Here is a 21,860-nt window from a genome sequence, read left to right on the forward strand (position 1 = left end):
GAGCCTCGTCAGCTCAATGTGCCGACGACGCGCCGCACTTCGGCGGCGACGGCTTCCGGCAGCGGTACGTAGTGGATCCTGGCCAGCGGCTTCTGGCCCTCGCTGGCGGTGTAGGTCAGAAACGACTTCAGGGCGGGCAGGGTCTCGGCCGCGTTGCCCTTGTCGCACACGATCTCGTAGCTGACCAGGACGATCGGGTACGTGCCTTCGGCGGAGACCTGGTAATCGAATTCCAGGGTCAAGTCCTTGCCCTTGCCGACCACCTTGGCGGCGGCGATACCCGCGGACGCCTTCGCCGGGTCGATTCGCACCCACCGTCAGGCCCGCGACATCCTCGGCAACCCGGCCCTGACCGTCTACGACAACCCGCGCTCCTTGCTGATGTGCGTCTACAACCGAGACCGGGCCCTGTGCCACCGCCTGGACGCCGACGACGCCCCGCGCCTGGACCGCTGCCGGCCGTCGTGCGCGAACATCGCACGCACCGACCACCATGCCGCCCAGATCCTTCAGTACGCCCGGACCCTGGAGAAACAGGCCGCCTCCGAGTTGATTCCCGACCCCCTCGCCGACCGCCTCACCCGCCGCGCCTCGCAGCTGCGCGCGCTGGCCGACCGCCACGAGCACGACCGCATCCACCCGCAGGAGCCGACCTCATGAGCCCAGCACCCGACGAGCGCGACCGTATCCGCGCCGCGATGGACCGCATCCTGGCCGACCACCCCCAGCGCTCCAACGGCGCTCTGACCATCGTCGCTCTCGCCCTTGAGGCAGACGTCCCTCACAACGCGCTCACCCAGCGCCACACCGACCTGAAAAACGAGTTCTACGACAAGGTCCGGGCCCGCGGGCAGACCCCGGACAGCGAGAAACGGCTGCGCCGGCAGATCCGCCGGCTGAAAGAGCTGCGTGCTTCGGACGCTGAAGAAATCGTCCAGCTCAAAGGCGACGTCGAGGCGCTGGTCGGCGCGCTCCACCAGAAGACCGTGGAGAACCAATTGCTACGAAAGCAACTGGCCGAGGGTACCGGCGCCGTCAGCATGCTGCCCCTGCCGTCCCGCACGGTGGATCACCCTGTGCCACCCGGCCTCGCTTGATCGCACCCTGCCAGCGCTTGGTGAACATCCGTGCAGCCGTCAGCTATGAGATGGGTCCGGGTTCTGCGGTGGGGCATCGGGACGATGCGCCTTCCTTCGTGTCGGATCCGCGCCGGTCGTGCCCGCCACATGGGTCTCGTTCAACTGTTTCTGGGTGTGGTGAGGGGCCGTCGGTGGCGCCGACGATCTTGCACAGGCCAGGTCACTCTGCTCTACCGGTGACCTACAATGAAATTTCCGTGGAAGATAATTCTAAGGAATATTAAAGATGGCTGACCTGATGCGGTTGTACCGGGAGCTGGTCTCGCTGGAGATCGAGCTGTGGAACGGCGTCGAGGGACGCTTGCGGACGGAGTACGACCTGCCGCTGACGTCGTTCGAGGTGCTGCATCTGCTGTTGCGTCGCCCCGGGCCGCGGATCCAGGACATCGCCGAGGAGTTCTCGATCACGGTGGGCGGCACGAGCAAGGTGGTCGACCGCCTGGAGGCGGCGGGCTGGTGCGAGCGCCGTGCGAATCCGAATGACCGGCGTTCCTCGATCGTCGAGCTGACGGCCGAAGGGCGGAAGCTGACGGAGGGAGCGGCGAAGGTGTTCGAGGAGGAGTTGGAACTGCGGATCGGGTCGGTGATCCCCGAGCAGTCCGTGCGGGAGGTGACCTCGGTGCTCAGTACGCTGCGGGCAGCCGGACGTGCTCTGGACGCGGAGCGGAAGGCCGCGGGCCAGAAGCCGGTGCCGGCGATGCGGGCGCCGAAGCAATCCGGCAGGCCGACAGCCTCGTGAAGCACGCCGCCTCCGGCAGTGCTTCGGGCGGTTGGTGCGGGATGACTTTGTGGATGTGACCGCGGACGAGGAGGTTGCCGGGGCCGCCGTTGCGGGCGGCGTACTCCTGGGTGCGGTCTTCGCCCATGTAGCGAGCGCCGAGGAGGCCGCCCCAGCGCAGCATCTCCTCGGGGTTCTCGGAGGTCTCGGCATGTCCTTGGAGGACGACGAACGCGTAGGGTGGCCGGTCGTCGTCGACGCAGAGGGCGAAGCGTCCGTCGCGGGCAAGATTGCGGCCCTTGACGCCGTCTTTCTCGGTGGTGAGCACAATGTCGTCGCCGTCGAGGAGTCGTCGCCGTCGAGGAGGAACCAGACCGGGGTGACGTGCGGGCTTCCGTCGGCCCGGACGGTCGACAGCTTGCCGGTGCGGGTGCCGTGCGTGATGAACGCCCGCCACTGCTCGCTGGTCATCTTCCGCATGCGATGCCTTTCACGCTGGAGGACAGCACTGCCAGTAGGCGGCTGCGTCGTGTGCCCCGAGGCCGGGGTGGTCTTGGGGCACACGCGGGGTTCAGCGACCCCAGAAGGCGTCTTCGGCGCTCTGGTCGCCGGAGAAGAGCCACATTTCGGTGATCTTGCCGTTGGCGATGCGCAGGAGGTCCACGCCATCCATGGCCATGGACGCATCACCGCGGCGGCCGGTGAAGTGGATGTGGGCGGCCACCAGGTCGCCGTTGCCCATCAGCGAGTGGATCGTGTCGATGGCGAAGGTGCCCTGGCTGGCCTCCATCATGCTGCCGAGCATCTGGAAGACGGCACCCTGGCCCTTGTGCTCGCCGGAGAACTGGTTGGAGCCGGGCTGGTGCCAGACGATCTGCTCGTCGAGGAGGTCACCGAGGGCGGTCATGTTCCCGGTCTGCACCGCCTGGAAGTAGGCGCGGGCCAGGTCGAGGTTGGCAGTGGTCATCACGATCTCCGTGGGTTCGGTCGGGGTTATCGGGCGAAGTCGAGGCGATCGGCCAGACCGGCCTCGGCGAAGGCGGCCTCGATCTCGTGGCGGCCTTCCTGGAAGTGGGCCCAGCTGTCGTAGTGGGCGGGGACGACCCTGCGTGCGCGGAGGGTCTTCGCGGCCTCGGCGCCCAGGGTGCTGTCGAGGGTGAGCAGGGCGCCGTCGAAGGCGAAGGGCATGCGGGCGCCGCCGAGGAAAAGGACCGCGGTGTCCACCGGAGCGAACTTCTCGGCGATCTCCTTGACGTGCTCCATGGCGGCGTTGTCGCCGCTGACGTAGACCGAGGGCAGGTCGTCGGAGGTGAGCATGAAGCCGACGACGTCACCGGTGATCGGCTCGCAGCCCACGGGGCCGTGCCGGGCCGGCACGCCGGTGACGGTCACGGTGCCGCCGTCGGGCCGCTCAAGTTCGGCACTCTGCCAGAAGGCCAGCCCCTGTGTGGTGCCGCCCAGGCGGCCGGTGCCACTGACGGTGGTGAACACGACCGGTACCCCGGCCAGGAAGGCGCGACCGGCGTCGTCAAGGTTGTCGTCATGCTCATCGTGGGAGAGCAGGACGGCGTCAACGGGGCCGAGGTCGGCGGCCGTGACGGTCGCGGGGTCGGTCTTGACGAGCTTGTGGTCGCCGGGCAGCGGCATGGGGTATTCGCCGGGCGGGTCGAAAGTCGGATCGGTGACGAACCGCAGTCCGCCGTACTCGAAGAGGGTGGTGGGGCCGCCGTAGACACGGACGGGGATCTTCTCGCTGGCGGCGCCGGCGCCGGACATGGGGACCTCCGGGTGGGTGAATCAAGTGGGATGCGTGGGCCCCGCGGCCATCAGGGAGAGGAGTCGGCCCTCCGGCGGATGCGCCATGGGGGAGGACGGGCCGTGCCCGTGGTGTCTGCTACTGGGCGGGTACGGAGAAGATCCCGAAGTGGTTGCCGGCGGTGTCCCGCAGCCGGGCGAAGGTGAAGCCCGCGGAGTCGGAGACCGGCTCCATGAGGACCTCCGCGCCGAGCTCCCGGGCGCGCTCGACCGTCGCGGCGACGTCCTGGACCAGGACGTAGAAGATCGCGTAGTTGGGGAAGTTGCCCTCGGACTCCCACACGCCGCCGGCCGGCTGCCCGGCGCCCGGCGTCATGACCGAGTGGTAGGTCACGCCGGGGGTGTTGGTGTTCAACACGTACTTCCACTCGAAGAGCTCGCCGTAGAACTCCTTGACCTTCTCCGGCTGGTCGGTGCCGAACTCGAACCAGGCGACCGAGTTGAAGGCGGGGACGGTCATGACACTCACTCCTGACGGGCGACGGTGACTTTCTGAGGCGTGCCAGCGACGGCAACGACGGCTCACGGACGGCAGGCCCCTGCACTCACTCCGCGAGGAAGAGACCGCGAGGCCCCGGCCCGGCCGCTACCCAGCAAACCATTTCCATTCCTTGGAAGCAAGTTCCTCGGATTATTGTTCTGTGGATAGGGTTCGGTGCTCCACGGCCGACCCGCAGACAGCAGAGGAACGACCCCGGCGCTCCCTATGCCGACGGTCGGGCCCAGAGAGAGGGAAGTACGTCATGGAGCCGGTCGAGATCGAGGCCAAGACCCTGATCCAGAAGTCGAAGACCTCGTCGAACGACTACGTCATCAACCCCTACACCGGCTGTGTACTGGGCTGCGCCTACTGCTTCGCGTCCTTCGCCGGGCGCCAGTTCGGCCGGTCGGTCAAGGAATGGGGCGACTACCTGTACGTGAAGAAGAACGCGGTGGAACTGGCCCGCAAGGAGCTGGCGAAGATGCCCGAGGACAAGCGCCGGGGCACCATGCTCCTCAGCTCGGTCACCGACCCCTATCAGGGCCACGAGACGAAGTACCGGCTCACCCGCGGCATCCTGCGCGAACTGCAAGCAGTCGAGTACCCGGGCCTTGTTCGCATCCTGACCAAGTCACCCGTCGTCACCCGCGACATCGACCTGCTCGCCAGCCTCCCCCGCGCGGAGGTTGGGATGACCGTGACGACCACCGACGACAAGGTCAGCCGCTGGCTGGAGGTACACGCCCCCCTCGCCTCCCGCCGCCTGCGCACCCTGACCGAACTCAACGAGGCCGGCATCCCCACCTACGCCTTCGTCGGCCCGCTCCTGCCTCACTTCGCCGCCCAGCCCGAACTCCTCGACGACCTCTTCGGCCGCCTGGTCGACACGGGGGTGCGCGAGGTGTTCATGGAGCACATCAACCTCAAGCAGTACATCCGCCAGCGCATGGACCAGGTTCTCGCGGGCGAGCCCGAAGAGGTCCGGGAGGCGTATCTCCAGGCGCGGACGAAGGAGCATCGCGAACAGCTCGACGTGATCGTGGCCCAGCTGCTGGACAAGCACGGGCTGCGGCTGCGGTTCGAGGAGGTCGTCCATCACGACGACAACGACGCCCTGCGGGAGAGGCTGGCGTCCTCGGCGCGACAGCGACCGTAACCGGGTCTCCGGGCCAGACCTACGTCAGGCGGTGACGCCGGACTCGGGATCCGGCACCGCCATGGCCCACGTCCCCATGGCCTCCAGGACCTCGCGCAGTCCCTCGCCGAGAGGGGGCAGCGCGTACTCGACGCGCGGCGGGATCTCCGCGTAGGTCGTGCGGGTGACGATGCCGTGCCGCTCGAACTGACGAAGCCGGCTGGTCACTGGTGCACCTTGTGCACTAATGGCGCCATGACCTACGTGATTCATGGCGCCACGGGCGCCCAGGGTGCCCCCGTCGTCGCCGCTCTCGCGGCCGAGGCCCAGGTGTTCCCGTAACGCACTCACCCAGCGCCACACTGACCTGAAGGGCGAGTTCCACGAGAAGGTCTGCGCCCGGGCGAAATGCCGGACAACGAGAAGCGGCTGCGCCAGCAGCTGGCCGACCCGTGCCGGTGTCGTCCGGGTACTGCCGACGCAGTCGCGGGCCCGCGACAGCGCAAATCCGGGGCCGCCTGGCCTGAGGTGATCGTCCGATGCCGGGGCCAGATCCAGCAGGCGTACCGCGAGCGAGCACCGGATGACGACGGCGAAGCCGATCTTTAGATGGGGGTGTTCTCGTCGGGGACGAAGGGCTCTCCATGGCCGGGGACGATCAGGGAGGGCCTGAGGGCGAGGATCTTGCGGCGGGAGGCGCGCAGGCCCTCGTGATCGTCGGAGGTGGGATCTTCGGCGGGGCCGTGGACGCTCCACCAGGCGTGGGTGAGGACGACCCTCCCTTCGGCGGTTTCCGCGACGGTGGAGATGTCCTGTGGAGTGTGGCCGGGCGTTTCGATCAGGCGGATCGAGGGGGAGAGCTGGTATCCGTCGGCGGGCCGGTCGTACCAGAGGTCGTTGTGATAGGCGGCCCAGACGTCGTGGGCGCGCGCGTTGGAGAAAAGGGCAGCGTTGAGGGTGTGGTCGGGGTGGTGGTGGCTGAAGACCGCGTCGGTCACCTGCTCAGGGCTGATTCCGGCGGCGGCGAGCGGATCGAGGATGAGTTTGCGGTCCTCGACCATGCCGGGGTCGACGACGACGATCGTGTCGCCGTCGCGCAGGAGGCCGACGGTCGAGGCGACGTGCCACGGCTTCTCGCGGCCGTCGCGATCCGCATTGCGTGCGTCGAGGCTGTCGTAGCCGGTGGTCAGCAGGGTGAATGTGGCCGTCATGAGAGGTGATGGTCCTTCGTCGATCGTGGGGAATGACCGGATGGAGAGCGAGGTGTGCCGTCCATGCCGGGGGCTCGAGGGTGTGCGAAACCGCGCCCCGGCGCGGGTCCGGTGAACCGGCGGCGAGGCGGAGGTGGCCGGACTCAGTCGGCGGTGGTCTGGGTGCGGCGGGCGTAGGCGCGGGCGGCGCGGGCTCGGTCGCCGCAGCGGACCGAGCACCAGTGGCGGCGCCCGGCACGGAGCAGGTAGCGGTTGCAGGGGGTGGAGGGGCAGGCCGTCAGCCGTTCGGCGTCGGGCCCGGTGAGCAGGTCGGCGGCGTCGGCGGCGAGGATGCCGAGGGCCTGGTCGACGATCTGGTCGATGGGGTGCGGGGCGGTGCGGTGCATGCCGCGGACCGCGTCCCAGCCGAGCGGGGAGGCGGTGGGGACCCGTGTGAGGGCGTCGTTGACGGCCGCCAGCGCGGTGGCGGGAGCCGGATGCCCGCCGACCTGGGCGGCGAGCAAGGCGCGTACCTGCTCGCGCAGGGAGCGCAGACGTGCCGCGCAGATCTCCTGCATACCGGCGTCCGCGGGAGCCAGGTTGTGGTCCACCAGCCACTGGTTGGCCCCGGAGGGCGTGCCCAACGCATCGAGGAACTGGCCGCCCGGCAGGGCGATGGCGCTGTTGGCGAGGTCAAGGGCGGGGTAGCGCTCAGCGCCCGGTGCCGGCGGCAACCCCGGGCCGACAGAGTCAACGGTGGTGGCGGTATCGGTCTCACTCACGCATCTCACGCTACAGCTTGCTTCTATCCGTGACAAACAACTATGGTCACGGATGTAAGACAATCTATCCGTGAGGTGGTTCTCGTCATGGCAGCAACCGGCGTGTCCAGCGAGCAGGTCCCCATCCGTGTCTTCGGCGGTCCGACCGCACTCATCGAGTACGGCGGGCTGCGGTTCCTGACCGACCCGACCTTCGACGCCCCTGGCACCTACCCCTCGGGGCTGGCCAAGACCGCGCCCGCCTCCGCCGCGCCCGCCGATCTGGGCCGCATCGATGTGGTGCTGTTGTCGCACGACGAGCACGACGACAACCTCGACGCCTCGGGCCGGGCCCTGCTTGCCGATGTCCCGCTGACCCTGACCACACCCAGTGGCGCGGGCCGGCTGGGCGGCACCGCACGCCCCCTGAAGGACTGGGAGTCCATCGAGCTCGACCGCCCCGGTGGCGGCACGATCACCGTCACCGGCGTCCCGGCCCTGCACGGTCCCGGGGCACGCGCGGACCTCGAACCCGTCGTCGGCGAGGTCGTCGGCTTCGTCCTGAGCGGTGACGGCCTGCCCACCGTCTACGTCAGCGGCGACAACGCCCAGCTCTCCCTGGTCCAGGAGATCGCCGACCGTTTCGGCCCGGTGGACACCGCTGTACTGTTCGCCGGCGCAGTCCGCACCCCCGTCCTGGACCGCGCGCTGCTCACGCTCGACAGCGCTCAGGCCGCCGAAGCCGCCCGCATCCTGGGCGCCCGCCGGATCGTGCCCGTCCACTTCGACAGCTGGGCCCACTTCACCGAGGGCCGCGAGCAGCTCGTGGACGCCTTCACCACCGCCGGACTGATCGACCGCGTCGAACTGGCCTGACCCCGCACGCCTGGCCGCTGCGGTGCGTCACGAGCGCACCGCAGCGGCCCATTCCCCCCGCCCACCCGCGCCAGGCCGGTGCACCGCAGAAGGAATCCCCGTGAATGACCCGATCAAGGGCACGGCCCGCGGCTCCGCTCCCGCGCCACTGTCCGTCCTCGACACCGCCCTGGCCGGCCGCGGCATCAGCGCCGCCGACGCCCTGACCGGCAGCATCGCACTGGCCGAACTCGCCGAGAGGCGCGGCTTCACCCGCTACTGGGTGACCGAACACCACTCCATGCCCGGCGTCTCCTCCTCCAGCCCCGCCGTCCTGCTGGCCCGGCTGACCGCCCACACCACGCGGCTGCGACTCGGGGCGGGCGGAGTGATGCTGCCCAACCACCCCCCCACTGATCGTCGCCGAGCAGTACGGCCTGCTCCAGGCCCTCGCCCCGGACCGGATCGACCTCGGTCTGGGCCGTGCCCCGGGCACCAACCAGGCCACCGCCGCCGCCCTGCGGCGAGGCCGCTCGGACGACGACTTCCCACAACAGGTCGTCGAGCTGCTGCGCTTCCTCGACGACGACTTCCCCGAAGAGCACCCCTACCGCGAGCGCGTCTACGCCGTTCCCGGACCGGGACAGGACAAGGAGAACGGTCTTCCGCAGACGACCGGCCGCCCCTCGGTCTGGCTGCTGGGATCCTCCGGATACTCCGCCCAGCTCGCCGCCCGCCTAGGCCTGCCCTTCGCCTTCGCCGCGCACTTCTCCCCCGGTCACGTCGCCGGTGCGCTCCAGCTCTACCGCGACCGGTTCACCCCCTCGGCCGTACTCACCGAGCCGTACGCACTGGCCAGCATTGCCGTCATGGCCGCCGACGACGAGCACGAGGCCCTGCGCCAGACACGCAGCTACGCCCACAGCATGATGCGCATGCTCCACGGCAAGTCCTACCTCGTACCCACCCCCGACGAGGCCGCCTCCTACGCCTACACCGCCTCCGAGCAGCACGTCCTCGACCACTGGACCAACAGCGTCCTGCACGGCACCCCCGACCAGGTCACCGCGCACCTCAACCGCCTGCACGAGACAGCCCGCCCCGACGAGATCATGATCGCCAGCGTGGGCCACACCCCTCAGGCGCTCCTGCACTCGACCGAACTCATCGCCGACGCCTACACCCTGCCCTCCACACCGGTCCTCGCGTCCGCGCGCTGAACCGGCCTCGCTGCCGGGCAGTGGGCGCAGACCCCATCGAGCAGTCGGACAGGCAGCCACATCAGGCGCCGCAACACCACGCCCACCACCGCTGGGCCCGTAACGGAGACACCATGCACAACATTGCGACGACGCCCCCCAGCGGGCCGACGGACGCCCCATCGGCCACTCCTGCGCCTTCTCTGCCTGAGACGCAAAGGCGCATCCTGGTCATCCTGCTGGCGTCCCAGGTCCTCAGCGGCGTGGGACTCGCGGCCGGTGTCACCGTTGCCGCCCTGCTGGCTCAGGACATGCTCCACTCCACCACCCTGGCCGGGCTGCCCAGCGCCCTACTCACCGCAGGCTCCGCCCTCGCCGCCGTCATCATCGGCCGCATCTCCCAGACCTGCGGGCGCCGCCCCGGCCTGGCCGCCGGCTACCTCGCAGGCGCCCTCGGCGGTGCCGGAGTCGTCGTCGCCGCCGCCCTCGACAACCCCGCCCTGCTCTTCATCTCCCTCTTCCTCTACGGCGCCGGCACCGCCGCCAACCTCCAGGCCCGCTACGCCGGAGCCGACCTCGCCGCCCCGCGCCACCGCGCCCGAGCACTGTCCACCGTCCTGGTCGCCACAACCCTGGGCGGTGTCGTCGGCCCCAACCTCACCGCCCCCGCCGGACACCTCGCCACCACCCTCGCATTGCCCCCGCTGAGCGGGCTGTTCCTCATCTCCAGCGCCGCGTTCGCCCTGGCCGCCCTGACTCTGCTGATCTGGCTGCGTCCCGACCCCCTCCTGCTCGCCCGCACCCTCCCCACCGAGCCAGAGGCACCAGAGCGCACCGGCACCGGGCCGGCGCCAGACGTCCCGCAGCCCGCCGCACCCCGCCGCCCCAGCCTGCCGCTGGGAGTACTGGTAATGGTCCTCAGCCAGCTCGTCATGGTCGCGATCATGACGATGACCCCCGTGCACATGCACGACCACGGCCACAGCACCGCCGCCTCCGGCCTCGTCATAGCCCTGCACGTCGGCGCGATGTACCTGCCCTCCCTCCCTGACCGGAGCGCTCACCGACCGCTACGGCCCCACCGCGACCGCCGCCGCATCCGGCCTGACCCTGCTGGCCGCCGGCACCCTCGCGGCCGCCGCACCGGCCGACTCCGTCTTTCTGCTCACCCTCGCTCTCATCCTGCTCGGCATCGGCTGGAACCTCGGCCTCGTCAGCGGCACCACCATCATCACCAACGCCGTTCCCCTGGCCACGCGAGCCAAGACCCAAGGCATGGTCGACGTCGCCATCGCCATCGCCGGAGCCACCGGCGGCATGACCTCCGGAATCGTCGTCGCAGCGGCCAGCTACCCCTTCCTCGCCCTCACCGGAGCCGCCTTCGCCCTCGCCCTCCTCCCCGCAGTCATCGTCACCGCCCAGAAAGGCTCGCCCCGCACACCTCGCTCGGAACGCCGATAGAGCAGCACCGAACCCTGAGCCCGCCCAGACACTCCGCAGTAACTGAACCGCCAGGCGCAGGAGAGCTCCGTGCCATGGCAGCCGCGGCTACTCGCACAGGCCAAGGGCGGAGGCAACTGAACCCTCTACCTCACTTCAGTTCAACACGCTGAACTCGACAGAGAAGAGGTCGGCCAACACGCCACGGAGCCGATCCAATGCCGTGCCCGGGGCCACACTCGTCTCGATCTCAAGGTCGAGATGGCAACGCCCCATGCCGCTGCCCGCGCCCGTGATCTCACCATGGGAGGCGAACGCGGCTTCCCATGCCTCCTCGACCTCGTCACGGTCGATTGGCAGATCCGTGAGAACGATCTCAACGAACACCGCAGTCCTCCGCTCCAACCCGGCGAACCATACCGGTCACAGCACTTGCAGTCTGCGGCTGCGTCCGTCGTCGACGGACCTGTCATACGGCGATGCGCCGCCCGGTGATGCCGATGGGGTCGATGCGGATCCACAGGTCGTGTTGTCCGCCCGCCCAGGGAGTGCTGTGCGCCTGCTCCTCCAGTCGTCGTACGGAGTCGGGACCCGTCACGGTCCGGGCGTGTCCTCGTACCAGTACGCTCCAGCCCTGGCTGAACGTTTCGTCGATGCGGTCGACCTCGAAGGCGACCTGGGAGCCGGGCGCCTGCGACGGTACGGTATCCGGGGCGGTCCTGAAGACGATCGAGGCTCCGACGACGCCGTAGTTCACGGGGACGATCACCATCCCCGAGATCGTGGGCACGGCAGCCCTCCCGACTCCGTGCGTCGAGAGCAGGTCCTGGCACTCCTGGGTGCTCAGTTCGGTGAACTTCGGTGGCTGGTCGGCCTGTCCCGGACCGGGGGGAAGATCGGCGTCGCCGCCGGTGAGTTCCAGAACAGAGGTCTCGAGGGCACCGGCCAGCTTGAGGAGCGTGGTCACGCCGGGTGCGGCGGTGGGCTGCTCCTCCAGGTACTGGAGGTAGCTCGGAGCCATGCACGCCCGGGTGGCCGTCTCCTCCCGAGTGACGCCGAGTTCCTCACGTCGCAGGGTGATACGGCGCCCGAGGTCGCCCGTGGTGTGCTGCCCCCTCAACGCATGCGACGATGGCTGTGCGGCCAGGGCGCGTCACTTCCTCTCGTCGCGCCGCCCCGGACGGCGTCGGCTTCGTGCTGCTGTCCGCCGAGTACCACTCTGAGCGCGCCGTTGTCAGCCATGCGGCCGAAGAAGACGTCGTACGCCTCCACATAGTCCAGCGGAACGGTGCGCCTGGCAGAGGTGGTGAAGCAATCATGGCGACACTTGAGATCCACGGCCTGCGCTGCTCGGTGCAGACCGACGCCGGTCCACGCGAGATCCTGCGCGGCGTCGACCTGACCGTCCGGCAAGGCGAAACACACGCGATCATGGGGCCCAACGGCTCCGGCAAGACCACCCTCGCCTACGCGCTCGCCGGCCACCCCAAATACCAGGTCACCTCCGGCACGGTCACCTTGGACGGCGAGGACGTGCTGGCGATGAAGGTCGACGAGCGGGCACGGGCCGGGGTGTTTCTGGCCATGCAGTACCCGGTCGAGGTTCCGGGCGTGTCGGTGTCGAACTTCCTACGCTCGGCCGCCACCGCCCTACGCGGCCAGGCACCGAAGCTGCGGACCTGGCTGCGGGAAGTCCGCGAGGCGATGGAGCGGCTCCAGATCGACCCCTCCTTCGCCGAACGCAACGTGAACGAGGGCTTCTCCGGCGGGGAGAAGAAGCGCCACGAGATCCTCCAGCTCGAACTGTTCCAGCCGAAGATCGCGATCCTCGACGAGACCGACTCCGGCCTGGACATCGACGCCCTGCGCATCGTGTCTGAGGGCGTCAACCGGGTCCGTGCCAACGGCCAGGTCGCCACACTCCTGATCACCCACTACACGCGCATCCTGCGCTATGTCACCCCCGATCACGTCCACGTCTTCGCCGACGGCCGGATCGTCGAATCCGGCGGGCCGGCACTCGCGCAGCGGCTGGAGGAGGAAGGCTATGAGACGCACGTGAAGGGCGCAGCTGGCGGGTGACATCCCGTCGAATGATCCCGGACCGCACCCGCTTGAACGGACAGTCCCCCTCTGCTCGGCGCACACTGCCAGGTCACATCGGGCGCTGCGGGCCGCTGGGCGCGGGGACGCGCGATCGTGGAGACACGTCGGCGGGCACCCCCCCGTGGAGCGACGTCATTTCTCGTGACCATTCAGGCGATCGTCCGTCGTCAACCGAGGCCGAACCGATGGACACACGCTGCTGCTCGAAGTGAACGAAGTCGGCGTGCCCGGCGGGAAGATGCCGGGGCAGCGGTTTCGGGGCACGGTGGGAGTGGGGGCGGGGCCGTTTCCGGCCGATTCTTGCCGACCACATCCGAAGGAATCGTGATGGCCGTAGCCACAGACATGCTCGTTCCGGCACTGCGCGAGGTCCGCGAGGCCAAGGCGGTGCTTGCCGACCGCTTCAAAGCCCATCTCGCGATCACGCCCCCCGGTGAGTACCTGGAGGTTCTGGAGCGGCGCCTGGGTGACGCCCGGGGCCACGTGTACCGCATCGACGAACGCCTGGCCACGTTGCAGCCCCGTGGGCTGGTGCAGACCGTGGTCGGCGGTGCCTGGCAGATCACCGGACAGGCGGCCCGGCTGCCCTTCGACATGGCGATGTCGGTCCCGAACGTCGTGTTCCGGGGCCGGGGGACGGCATCGGAGCGGCAACTGCTGAAGAACGCCGAGGACGAGTATGCGATCACCGCGCTGGCCGTGGCCGTCTGCCGGGCCGCCGAACGCATCGCTCAGGAGGCCGGGGACGCCGTCAGTGCGGAGTTGCTCAACTCCATCCGCGGCGATGACGAGGAGGCGCTGCAAGAGCTCGCCGAGAGTCTGGAACAGCACGCCGAAGCGGCGGTGGCGGCCGCCGAGGCCACTGAGCGTCTGAACGGCGGCGGCGCCGCGCGGGCGGTCCGCGACTGGAGCACCTGGCTGCGGGAGACGGCGGAGCGCATGCCGGGCGCGGACCGGTTCCTGGGCGCGCCGGAGGGGGCCCTGATCGCGGAGAACGAACTGCCGATCCCCGACTACCGCAGGCTGAGCACCAGGATGATCCTGGACCGGCTCCCGCACCTGTCCCAGTCGGATCTGGCCACGGTCGGCGCCTACGAACGCTTTCACGCGGGCCGCTCCGCCGTCCTGGGCAGGGTCGCCGACCTGCTCGGGCCTGTGCCCTGGCCCGGCTACGACAGCATGACCGCCGACGAGATCGTCAAGCGGATCGCGGACGCGGAACCGAGCCACACTCGGCGAGTGCTGGACTACGAGCGTCGCCACCAGGCACGCTCCACGATTCTCAGGGCCGCCGAACGAGTGCCCGCCTGAGCGTCCCGGGTTCGGTGGTGCCGCCTGGCGCCGCGACCGTTTGCAGGGCTGCCCTCAGGCTCATGTGGCCGGCTGCATGAGCCCGGCGGTGTCGGTACTGGTAGGTCCACAGTTCGTCGACGAGGGTGAAGCCGAAGGAGGCGAACAGCCGGGCGGCGGCCTGGCTGTCGGGAGTGGAGTGTGGGGCATCGTCGACGACGAGCGCGACCTCGGTGGCACCCTGCTCGGCCAGCAGGGCCAGGGCCTGGCTGAGCAACTTGCGGCCCAGGCCACAGCGGCGGCGGGCGGGCAGGGTCTCGATCCAGTACAGGGTTGCCGTGCGGTCGGGTTCGACGCTGACCACGGCTTCCGCGACCGGTTCGGCGGCCTCGCGGATGATCAGCCGGTGGCCCGGGGGAACTCGCAGGGGAGAACGTCGGCGACCAGCTTGGCGGGCGGGGGCTCGGCCGGCAGCGCACAGTGCAGGTAACAGCCCTGGCGGCGGCCGGTGAAGCCGCTCTGCAGCAGGGCGTCGTGGGTGGCGCGGCGGCGGGTGCGCGGCAGGCCACCGGGCCCCAGGGGACCCGGCGGAGCGTCTACGAACGCATCGACCTGCCGACAGTCCTTGAGCGCGGCGAGCGCGTGGCCAAGCAGGGCACGCAGAGCAGGGGGATCCTCACGGGCGTGGACCCGGCAGACGAGACCGGTGTGCACATCGGTCCAGGCCAGGTACGCGATGATGCCGCAGGGACAGTCCTCGGCATCGGTCAGGACCCTCGTCTGCGGCCGGGCCGGTACGGTCCAGTCGGCCACGGGGACCCGACCGGATCGCGCTGCGGCCAGCTTCTGCGGGGTGCAGCACGGCTGTCCCGGCAGTCGGTCGGCTTCGATGAGTTGCCGCACATCCGGCTCGTCCTCGGGGCGGTACGGGCGCACCGCCGAGCCGCTCATAAGGCTGTGTGAAGAGGCCAGGCTGTCCGTCCGCACACGCACTGATGTTTCCTACTGGCTACTTGCCAGCCTCCTCCGTTTCGCCCGTGCTGTCACGGCGATGACGACGGCGCCGCGGTGGGCCGGGCCGCGGCGGCGCGCCGCCGGACGGCGCGCGTGCGACCCACGTGCCTTGCCCGGCTGCGGTCAGCAGCGCACGCACCTGGTCGATGACCGGCTGGTGCAACGGGAGCGTCAGGTGGCCGACGCCGGGCACCAGAACGTTGCGGGCCGTGAGGTCGGGGTGTTCGACGCGGGCCCTTGCAGCGGGGATGACGGCCGCGTCCAGGTCGCTGTAGAAGGCCACGAACCGGGTGCGGCATCCCGCGGCCGGCTCGGCGAGTTCGCTCAGCAGCTCGCTTCCCGGCCGCAGTTGGCGCAGGAGCGGATGGGGCGGGGCCAGCAGGGCCGTCGTGGTCCCGCCGTGCGGCGTCGCCAGTGTGATCACCAGCGGCACATGCAGGTCCCCGCCGAGCCGCTGCACGTAGTAGCGAGCGATCAGCCCGCCCAGGCTGTACCCGATCAGGACCACGGGCCGCCCCTCAACACGGGCGCAGGCCCGCTCCACCTGGTCGCCGAGCCTCCGGGCCGCCGCGCGGATGTCAGGGGTGAGCGCGTTGTAGCCGGCCGGGATGAACAGGCCCACGCCGCAGCCGTCCAGCCCTCGCTGGAGCGACGAGACGACCCACTCCCGGTCGTCCAACCCGTGCACCAACAGCACCGGCATCCCCGAGCCAGCCGGCGTCACCTCCTCCGAGCCCATCGACCCCGTGGGCAGAGCACGACCCAACCAACCCGTCAGCTGGCCCACGCCCTCGACAGCGATGTCGAGCGGGAGCCGGGCCAGCCGTACCGCGGCTCTGCCGGCCTCCACGCCAACACCACGCACCGGCGACAGTCCCGACACTGACAGGTGCGGCCCAAAAGGAGTACCCGTAGCCGTTCACCTCCCCGCATGCGTTGCATACGTCCTGGTTCATCCCACCCTAGAAACGCTGTGCGCGGCGCCGCGATTCCTCTACGACCGCAGTACTGGCCTGCAGTGATGGATGTAGTCCGAACGGCGGCGAGTCGTCGGGGACCCGGCGTGTCGAGCGGAACCCCGCCGACCAGCCTTCTCACGACACCGCTGGGGCGTTACAGCCTTCCCGGCGGGCGACCAACTCTCCTGTTCAGTAGCTTTGGCGCGGAAAATACCGGAGTGTCCCAGGCCCGTTCCGGCGGCCCGCCATACCGTCGGAACGAGCTGCAGCGGAAGGAGCGCGCGTGCTGCCCATCGGATCGCTGGAGAACGTGCTGCTCACCATCGCTCCCTACGGTGGCACGGACCGCGCCCGGCACAATGCCGCGCAGGCCGCAGCCGCAGCCAGCGCGGAGCGGCGCGAGAACGAAGCAGCCGGCGCTTTGCTCGCACAGCACGACCTCGCGCACCGCACCTGAGAACGCGGCCAGACTCGGGCCGTGGTAGACAGGCCGACGGCGTCGGGCCATCTCGCACAGGCGCACGGCGGGCGGGCGCTGATCGGCAGAGACAGGCGGAGGGCCCGCCGCCCTGCCCATGGGCCCTCGCGGTACGTGCAGACACCGTGCCCCAAGTGTTCCGGCTCAGGTGCGCCAGCATCTCGCGCCATGGGGACACGCCGACCCGACGGCGTCGACCGCCCCGGCCGCTTCCGCCCCTACGCTCGGCGATGTGACGTTGACAGACGGAACGTATCGACTCGGGCCGTCGACCGGCCGCCTCCTGATCAGGACCGGCCGCGCCGGGCTGGGACGCAGGGCGGGACACGACCTCACCATCGAGGCAACCCGATGGTCCGGGGAAGCCATCGTGGCCGTCCGGGACCCCGACAGGTCCTCGGTGAGTGTGACCGTCGAGACGGGCTCGCTGGAGGTCCGGGAAGGAGCCGGCGGGCTGAAGGCACTCACCGACACGGACCGGGCCGAAATCAAGCGGACGCTGGCGGACAAGGCGCTGCTGCACATCGCTGAGCACCCCACGATCACCTTCCGTTCCACCGGTATCACGGGAACCCCCCAGTCCTTCGAGATCACCGGGGAACTCACCATCAAGGGACAGACCCACTGGGTGACCGTGCAGGGCAAGGGAAGCGATGCTGGGCCGTTGCGCGGCTGGGCAACCGTCACGCAGTCCACCTGGGGAATCAAGCCCTACACCGCGTTTCTGGGCGCGCTGCGGCTGGCCGACGACGTCCGGGTGGAGTTCGAGGTGGCCAGGCTCGAACCGGCGGACGGCCCCGGACTGCCGCCGCATGCTGGTCAGGTGTAGGAGCGACGCCAACCGATCACAGCCAACCGCCCTCCAAGGTTGCAGGCGGATCGGCCCTTCGGCCTCCGGTGGAGGCATGAGCAACATCGTCGTCGTGTACGTACTCGACAAGCCGGTGGTGGCCACCCGCCCCTCCCAGGGGGCAATGGGTGGCGAGGAACGGCACGTCCGCAAGGTGCACGCGGCGCCCACCGCACCGGGGGAGCCCGCAGCCACGGGACCGCGAACCCTGTGCGGGAAGGAGACCTTGGTCATGGAAACGGGCCCCCGGATCACCGAGCGCCCTGGCGCGCCCTGGTACCCCGCTCGATACACATCCGTGGTCTGCCCCGACTGCGATGCCGTGATCGAGACCTAACCGGCAACATCGGCTGTCACCGTCGAGGGGGGACGGGAGCTGGACCGTGCCTTCCCCGCCGGGAAGCGCCGGAGCCCGTTGAGGCCGTCCCTCCAGTGGCCGGACGACTCCGCCGCGTCAACTCCTGGAGCGTCCACGAGAGTTGACCGACTCGCATCATCGGCTGGGCGTTGGCGCTGATTGCGCCTCTGTCACGGGTACACAGGTTGCAACGTGCAGTTGGCGACGCCGGCCACACCGCGAACAGCGATTCAGCCTCACCCATGGTGTTCACGGTGCGTGTGGTCCCGGGACGCGTCATGAGGAACGAGGGTGTACTGGGTGTACTGCCTGGTGGCCAGGGGACACCATGGAAACCGGAGCACCTGCAACGCATACGGGCTCCGCTCCAGTCTGGGAGCCCGGCGTGGCGTCGGCCGGCGGAAGGAGCGCCTGCGATGAGGGAAGCCGGATGGTCTCCCGCAGGCTTCGGCGGGACAGGCAGCAGCGGGGCGCAGGGGGAGTCGTCGCAGCCGAGCGGGTTGATGGATCTCCTCGGTGTCGCGGCGGTGCTGCTGGATTCCGAGGGACGCATCGTGCTGTGGAGCCCGCAGGCCGAAGAGCTGTACGGCTATACCGCCGAGGAGGCGCTCGGGCAGTACGCGGCACAACTGCTCGTGCACGAAGAGCACTGGGACTGGGTGCTCAAGACGTTCGCCGAGGTCATGGAGACCGGTCAGGTCTGGGGCGGCGCGTTTCCCGTCCGCTGCAAGGACGGCGGCACGCGGCTGGTGGAGCTGCGCAACATGCGGCTGCTCGACGACCGCGGCGACTTCTACGCCCTCGGCCTGGGCACCGACTCGCCCACGCTGCGCCAGGTGGAGCGCGACGTCGCCCTGTCCACCCGGCTGATCTCCCAATCCCCCATCGGGATCGCCATCCTCGACACCGAGCTGAAGTACGTGGCTGTCAACCCCGCTCTGGAGCGGATGCACGGCGTCTCCGCGCAGGACCACCTCGGCCGCTACTACCGCGAGGTCATGAGGGCCGAGAAGTTCGAGGCGACCGAGGCAGCGATGCGGCAGGTCCTCAAGACCGGAGTCCCGCTGGTCGAGCAGTCCACCATCGTCGGCCGCGCCCCGGCCGATCCGGACCGCGAGCACGCCTGGTCGATTTCGCTGTACCGGCTGGAGGACACGCAGGGCCGGGTGCTCGGACTGGCCGAACTGGTGACGGACGTCACCGACCGGTACCAGTCAGCCCAGGAAGCCACCGACACACGGCGGCGACTGACCCTCGTCGCCGACGGCTCCGCCCGCATCGGCACCACCCTGGAAGTCGACCAGACCGCCTGGGAGCTGGCCGACGTCACCGTACCCGCGCTCGCCGATCTGGCCGCCGTCGATGTCCTCGACTCCGCCCTCGACTCGCACCGCCCCGCCGCCCGGGACAGCCTCGCGCTCTTCCGCGCCCTCGCGGTGAAGGCCGCCTACCCGACCGAAGCTGAGGAGGCCGCCGATCCGCCCGGCCGGATCGCCGCGTACAACACCGACCGCCTGGCCGCCCAATGCGTGCGCACCGGTCGCCCCGTCCTGATCCCCCACGCCGACGCGGACGACCTGACGCGCATCGCCCGCGACGCGCACGCCGCCCTGATGCTGACCCGTGGCGGAGTGCACTCCTACATGGCCGTTCCGCTCACCGCCCGCGGCACCGTCCTCGGCTTCCTGGGCCTCGCCCGCGCCCGTGATCCGCGGCCCTTCACCGACGACGACCTCGCCATCGCCAGCGAACTGGCCTCCCGCGCGGCGGTGTGCATCGATAACGCCTGCGCCCACCAGTGCATGCGCAACGCCGCCGAGACCCTGCAGCGCAGCCTGCTCCCGGAGCACCCGCCCGACCTTCCCGGCCTGCAGGTCGCCTCCCGTTACCTGCCCGCCCAGGCCGCCTACGAGGTCGGCGGCGACTGGTACGACGTCCTCCCACTGGAGGGCGGCAAGACCGCGCTCGTCGTGGGCGACGTCATGGGCAGCGGCATCGAAGCCGCCGCCACGATGGGCCGCCTGCGCGCCGCCACTGCGGCCTTCGCCGACCTCGACCTGGAGCCCTCCCAGGTACTGCAGCACCTCGACGCGATCACGTCACGACTGGAGCAGTACATCGCCACCTGCCTCTACGCCGCCTACGACCCCCACCGCGCCGAGTGCCACATCGCCAACGCCGGCCACCTACCACCCGCCCTCGTGCCCGTCGGCCAACACCCCCGGCTACTCGACCTGCCCACCGGCACCCCCCTCGGCGTCGGCGGCGTCCCCTTCGAAACCACCACCCTCAGCCTCGCCCCCGGCGACCAACTGGTCCTCTACACAGACGGACTCGTCGAAACCCGCCACCACCCCATCGACGAACGCCTCGACACCCTCCTCCACCTCCTCGACGCCCCGGGCTCCCCGCTGGAAGAAACCTGCGACCGGCTCCTTCACGACCTCCGGCACCCCGACAACCACGACGACGTCGCCCTGCTGATCGCCCGCGCACGACGCCGCACGCCAGATACACATCGGCGCCGCTAGAGATCTCAAGCAGCGGGCACCACCGGGGCCCTTGCCTGCGGACCGCTGTCTCGTCCCCAACGATCTGGTCCGGGGCCGTGGTTGCGACCTGGGGCGACCAGATCAGCTGCGACGTGGGGATACTGGGAATCTCGGTTGATCTGGTCCCGGCTGAATGGACGCCGGATGTCGTCTCAGTCGATCTGGTCCGGCTCTGCCGTTTCGTACTGATACCAGGACTGGGTCGTCAGCCAGGACTGGTAGTCCCGCGCGTCGAAGAACTCGCCAAGGAGCCGATGGAGCGCGCTCACGGCGGTGTTCGCAATTCCGTGAACCAAGCCCATGTCGTCAGGGGCCGACTGGGTTTGCGGGCCGGGGATGCCCGTCGGGCGGACATCTCGATGAGCTGAAGTTCTTCGGTCCGGGTGAGGGCAAGTGTCCTGGCTCGGGGCCCGGCCATGCATGGTCACGACGCGGTACCCCGCCCGGTATCGGACATCCCTGCTGGTGGCCGATTCGTGGCGCACGCTGCATGTGGGCCGGTCTGGCGGAAGGGACCGCAAGTATGACCTTTCCGGGAGAGTCGGCAGAGTACCGGGCGGCGCGCAACCGGCTGCTCGACCAGGAGATGGAGCTGCGCCGCGCCACGGAGGCGGTGGCGGTAGCGAGGCGTGAACTGCCGCCCGGCGGGTTGGTCCTGGAAGACTACGTCTTCCAGCAGCAGGGACCCGACGGCGCCGAAACCGATGTCAGGCTGTCGGAGCTGTTCACACCCGGCAAGGACTCGCTGGTCATCTACAGCTACATGTTTCCGCGTCACCCCGGCGACAAGCGACCGGGGCCCAAGGGCGGTCGCACGGCGCAACTGAAGCTCGAGGAGGGTCCGTGTCCCTCCTGTACAGCGTTGCTCGATCAGCTGGACGGCGCTGCCGAGCACGTTGCCCAGCGCGTCAACTTCGTAGTCGTGGCGAGGGCGCCGCTCTCGCGGTTCCTCACGTTCGCCGAAGAGCGTGGCTGGCGAAGGTTGCGCTTGCTGTCGTCGGCTGGCAACACCTACAGCCGCGACTACCTTGGCGAGACGGCGGATGGCGCAGCGATGCCCATGCTGAACGTGTTCCGGCGCGATGGCGAGGAGATCCGCCACTTCTGGGGCTCGGAGATGCTCTACGCGCCTACCGAACACGGTCAGGATCCCCGGCACGTAGGCACTCTCGAGCCGCTCTGGAACATCTTCGACCTCACGCCGGACGGGCGCGGAACCGATTGGGACGAGCAGTTGAGCTATTCGTGACACCGAGGCGGTCCGACAAACCGTAGGCCCGCACCAGCGCCCGCGGGCGTGAACCCACCGTCAGCCCCAGATCACCTGCGACAGGGGCCAGTTCCCTGGAGACGCGACAACCGCCGGAAACCGGACTCGACCTCGAACCGCCGTCCTGCGTCATCCGGCCTTGCGCGTGCCCTCAGAGGTCGAGCACGCCTTAGTACTCCAGTGAGAGATCGTGTCCTGAGCTGGTTCTTCTCGTTGTCCGGTCGTGGAGGGGATTACTGAAGTCGAGGGC

The 21,860-nt window shown here is 69.6% G+C and carries 24 protein-coding genes and 3 pseudogenes; 14 read left to right on the top strand and 13 right to left on the bottom strand.

Annotation, left to right across the window (positions count from 1 at the left end; genetic code table 11):
- Positions 1-8: 8 nt before the first annotated feature.
- Positions 9-242: a hypothetical protein gene (locus ACP4J3_RS37785; RefSeq protein WP_426540848.1), complete on the bottom strand. Its 234-nt coding sequence runs from the start codon at positions 240-242 to the stop codon at positions 9-11.
- A 4-nt stretch (positions 243-246) separates the two neighbouring features.
- On the opposite strand from ACP4J3_RS37785, the gene ACP4J3_RS37790 reads away from it, so the two are divergent.
- The 3 genes from ACP4J3_RS37790 (at position 247) to ACP4J3_RS37800 (ending at position 1,878) form a co-directional block, all read left to right on the top strand.
- Complete coding sequence (locus tag ACP4J3_RS37790) at positions 247-660, top strand: hypothetical protein (RefSeq protein WP_426540849.1); 414 nt, start codon at positions 247-249, stop codon at positions 658-660.
- Entirely contained in the window at positions 657-1,097 is a 441-nt protein-coding gene (locus tag ACP4J3_RS37795; RefSeq protein ID WP_426540850.1) for a hypothetical protein, read from the top strand. The genes ACP4J3_RS37790 and ACP4J3_RS37795 overlap by 4 nt, the downstream gene beginning before the upstream one ends.
- A gap of 268 nt (positions 1,098-1,365) precedes the next feature.
- Positions 1,366-1,878, top strand: a complete 513-nt coding sequence (locus ACP4J3_RS37800; RefSeq protein ID WP_426540851.1) for a MarR family winged helix-turn-helix transcriptional regulator — start codon at positions 1,366-1,368, stop codon at positions 1,876-1,878.
- A 40-nt stretch (positions 1,879-1,918) separates the two neighbouring features.
- Here ACP4J3_RS37800 and ACP4J3_RS37805 read toward each other — a convergent pair.
- The 4 genes and pseudogenes from ACP4J3_RS37805 to ACP4J3_RS37820 form a co-directional block, all read right to left on the bottom strand.
- Positions 1,919-2,337 (bottom strand): annotated as a pseudogene (locus ACP4J3_RS37805) (PPOX class F420-dependent oxidoreductase); the annotation flags it as partial.
- 91 nt (positions 2,338-2,428) lie between these two features.
- A complete protein-coding gene (locus tag ACP4J3_RS37810) occupies positions 2,429-2,824 on the bottom strand; it encodes a nuclear transport factor 2 family protein (protein ID WP_426540852.1) in 396 nt (131 codons plus the stop codon).
- Positions 2,825-2,850: 26 nt separating this feature from the next.
- Positions 2,851-3,633: an MBL fold metallo-hydrolase gene (locus ACP4J3_RS37815; protein ID WP_426540853.1), complete on the bottom strand. Its 783-nt coding sequence runs from the start codon at positions 3,631-3,633 to the stop codon at positions 2,851-2,853.
- Between the two features lie 118 nt (positions 3,634-3,751).
- Entirely contained in the window at positions 3,752-4,132 is a 381-nt protein-coding gene (locus ACP4J3_RS37820; RefSeq protein WP_426540854.1) for a VOC family protein, read from the bottom strand.
- 283 nt (positions 4,133-4,415) lie between these two features.
- On the opposite strand from ACP4J3_RS37820, the gene ACP4J3_RS37825 reads away from it, so the two are divergent.
- Positions 4,416-5,309, top strand: coding sequence for a radical SAM protein (locus ACP4J3_RS37825; RefSeq protein ID WP_426540855.1), 894 nt, complete (start codon positions 4,416-4,418; stop codon positions 5,307-5,309).
- A 24-nt stretch (positions 5,310-5,333) separates the two neighbouring features.
- Here ACP4J3_RS37825 and ACP4J3_RS37830 read toward each other — a convergent pair whose 3' ends face one another.
- The 3 genes from ACP4J3_RS37830 to ACP4J3_RS37840 all read right to left on the bottom strand — a co-directional run bounded on the left by ACP4J3_RS37830 (position 5,334) and on the right by ACP4J3_RS37840 (position 7,260).
- On the bottom strand, positions 5,334-5,516 hold the full coding sequence (locus ACP4J3_RS37830; RefSeq protein ID WP_426540856.1) for a winged helix-turn-helix transcriptional regulator: 183 nt from the start codon (positions 5,514-5,516) through the stop codon (positions 5,334-5,336).
- 377 nt (positions 5,517-5,893) lie between these two features.
- A complete protein-coding gene (locus ACP4J3_RS37835; protein WP_426540857.1) occupies positions 5,894-6,499 on the bottom strand; it encodes an MBL fold metallo-hydrolase in 606 nt (201 codons plus the stop codon).
- 143 nt (positions 6,500-6,642) lie between these two features.
- On the bottom strand, positions 6,643-7,260 hold the full coding sequence (locus ACP4J3_RS37840; protein ID WP_257003814.1) for a CGNR zinc finger domain-containing protein: 618 nt from the start codon (positions 7,258-7,260) through the stop codon (positions 6,643-6,645).
- Positions 7,261-7,347: 87 nt separating this feature from the next.
- On the opposite strand from ACP4J3_RS37840, the gene ACP4J3_RS37845 reads away from it, so the two are divergent.
- The 3 genes and pseudogenes from ACP4J3_RS37845 (at position 7,348) to ACP4J3_RS37855 (ending at position 10,754) form a co-directional block, all read left to right on the top strand.
- Positions 7,348-8,115: an MBL fold metallo-hydrolase gene (locus ACP4J3_RS37845; RefSeq protein ID WP_426540858.1), complete on the top strand. Its 768-nt coding sequence runs from the start codon at positions 7,348-7,350 to the stop codon at positions 8,113-8,115.
- Between the two features lie 94 nt (positions 8,116-8,209).
- Positions 8,210-9,314 (top strand): annotated as a pseudogene (locus ACP4J3_RS37850) (LLM class flavin-dependent oxidoreductase).
- A gap of 113 nt (positions 9,315-9,427) precedes the next feature.
- A pseudogene (locus ACP4J3_RS37855) lies at positions 9,428-10,754 on the top strand (MFS transporter).
- Positions 10,755-10,889: 135 nt separating this feature from the next.
- Here the strand turns inward: ACP4J3_RS37855 and ACP4J3_RS37860 are convergent.
- Positions 10,890-11,120, bottom strand: coding sequence for a hypothetical protein (locus ACP4J3_RS37860; protein WP_426540859.1), 231 nt, complete (start codon positions 11,118-11,120; stop codon positions 10,890-10,892).
- Between the two features lie 82 nt (positions 11,121-11,202).
- Positions 11,203-11,853 (bottom strand): helix-turn-helix domain-containing protein, encoded by a 651-nt coding sequence (locus ACP4J3_RS37865; protein WP_426540860.1) that lies wholly within the window; start codon positions 11,851-11,853, stop codon positions 11,203-11,205.
- Between the two features lie 197 nt (positions 11,854-12,050).
- Here ACP4J3_RS37865 and sufC point away from each other — a divergent pair, with 197 nt between their 5' ends.
- Positions 12,051-12,815: a Fe-S cluster assembly ATPase SufC gene (sufC, locus tag ACP4J3_RS37870; RefSeq protein ID WP_426540861.1), complete on the top strand. Its 765-nt coding sequence runs from the start codon at positions 12,051-12,053 to the stop codon at positions 12,813-12,815.
- Positions 12,816-13,166: 351 nt separating this feature from the next.
- Positions 13,167-14,150 (top strand): hypothetical protein, encoded by a 984-nt coding sequence (locus ACP4J3_RS37875; RefSeq protein ID WP_426540862.1) that lies wholly within the window; start codon positions 13,167-13,169, stop codon positions 14,148-14,150.
- Here ACP4J3_RS37875 and ACP4J3_RS37880 read toward each other — a convergent pair.
- The 3 genes from ACP4J3_RS37880 to ACP4J3_RS37890 are packed head-to-tail and all read right to left on the bottom strand — an operon-like array spanning position 14,122 to position 15,993.
- The gene (locus ACP4J3_RS37880; RefSeq protein ID WP_426540872.1) at positions 14,122-14,622 is read right to left on the bottom strand and encodes a GNAT family N-acetyltransferase; all 501 of its coding nucleotides are present in this window, start codon (positions 14,620-14,622) and stop codon (positions 14,122-14,124) included. The genes ACP4J3_RS37875 and ACP4J3_RS37880 overlap by 29 nt on opposite strands.
- Positions 14,529-15,080, bottom strand: coding sequence for a hypothetical protein (locus tag ACP4J3_RS37885; RefSeq protein ID WP_426540863.1), 552 nt, complete (start codon positions 15,078-15,080; stop codon positions 14,529-14,531). The genes ACP4J3_RS37880 and ACP4J3_RS37885 overlap by 94 nt, the downstream gene beginning before the upstream one ends.
- A 58-nt stretch (positions 15,081-15,138) precedes the next feature.
- Positions 15,139-15,993 (bottom strand): esterase/lipase family protein, encoded by an 855-nt coding sequence (locus tag ACP4J3_RS37890; protein WP_426540864.1) that lies wholly within the window; start codon positions 15,991-15,993, stop codon positions 15,139-15,141.
- 392 nt (positions 15,994-16,385) lie between these two features.
- On the opposite strand from ACP4J3_RS37890, the gene ACP4J3_RS37895 reads away from it, so the two are divergent.
- The 5 genes from ACP4J3_RS37895 to ACP4J3_RS37915 all read left to right on the top strand — a co-directional run bounded on the left by ACP4J3_RS37895 (position 16,386) and on the right by ACP4J3_RS37915 (position 21,589).
- The gene (locus tag ACP4J3_RS37895; protein ID WP_426540865.1) at positions 16,386-16,559 is read left to right on the top strand and encodes a hypothetical protein; all 174 of its coding nucleotides are present in this window, start codon (positions 16,386-16,388) and stop codon (positions 16,557-16,559) included.
- A gap of 253 nt (positions 16,560-16,812) precedes the next feature.
- Positions 16,813-17,409 (top strand): YceI family protein, encoded by a 597-nt coding sequence (locus ACP4J3_RS37900; protein ID WP_426540866.1) that lies wholly within the window; start codon positions 16,813-16,815, stop codon positions 17,407-17,409.
- 76 nt (positions 17,410-17,485) lie between these two features.
- Entirely contained in the window at positions 17,486-17,767 is a 282-nt protein-coding gene (locus ACP4J3_RS37905; RefSeq protein WP_426540867.1) for a hypothetical protein, read from the top strand.
- A 437-nt stretch (positions 17,768-18,204) separates the two neighbouring features.
- On the top strand, positions 18,205-20,319 hold the full coding sequence (locus ACP4J3_RS37910) for a SpoIIE family protein phosphatase (protein ID WP_426540868.1): 2,115 nt from the start codon (positions 18,205-18,207) through the stop codon (positions 20,317-20,319).
- A 544-nt stretch (positions 20,320-20,863) separates the two neighbouring features.
- On the top strand, positions 20,864-21,589 hold the full coding sequence (locus ACP4J3_RS37915; protein ID WP_426540869.1) for a DUF899 family protein: 726 nt from the start codon (positions 20,864-20,866) through the stop codon (positions 21,587-21,589).
- Positions 21,590-21,860 lie beyond the last annotated feature (271 nt).

The sequence above is a fragment of the Streptomyces sp. UG1 genome (assembly GCF_049974585.1).
GTDB lineage: Bacteria > Actinomycetota > Actinomycetes > Streptomycetales > Streptomycetaceae > Streptomyces.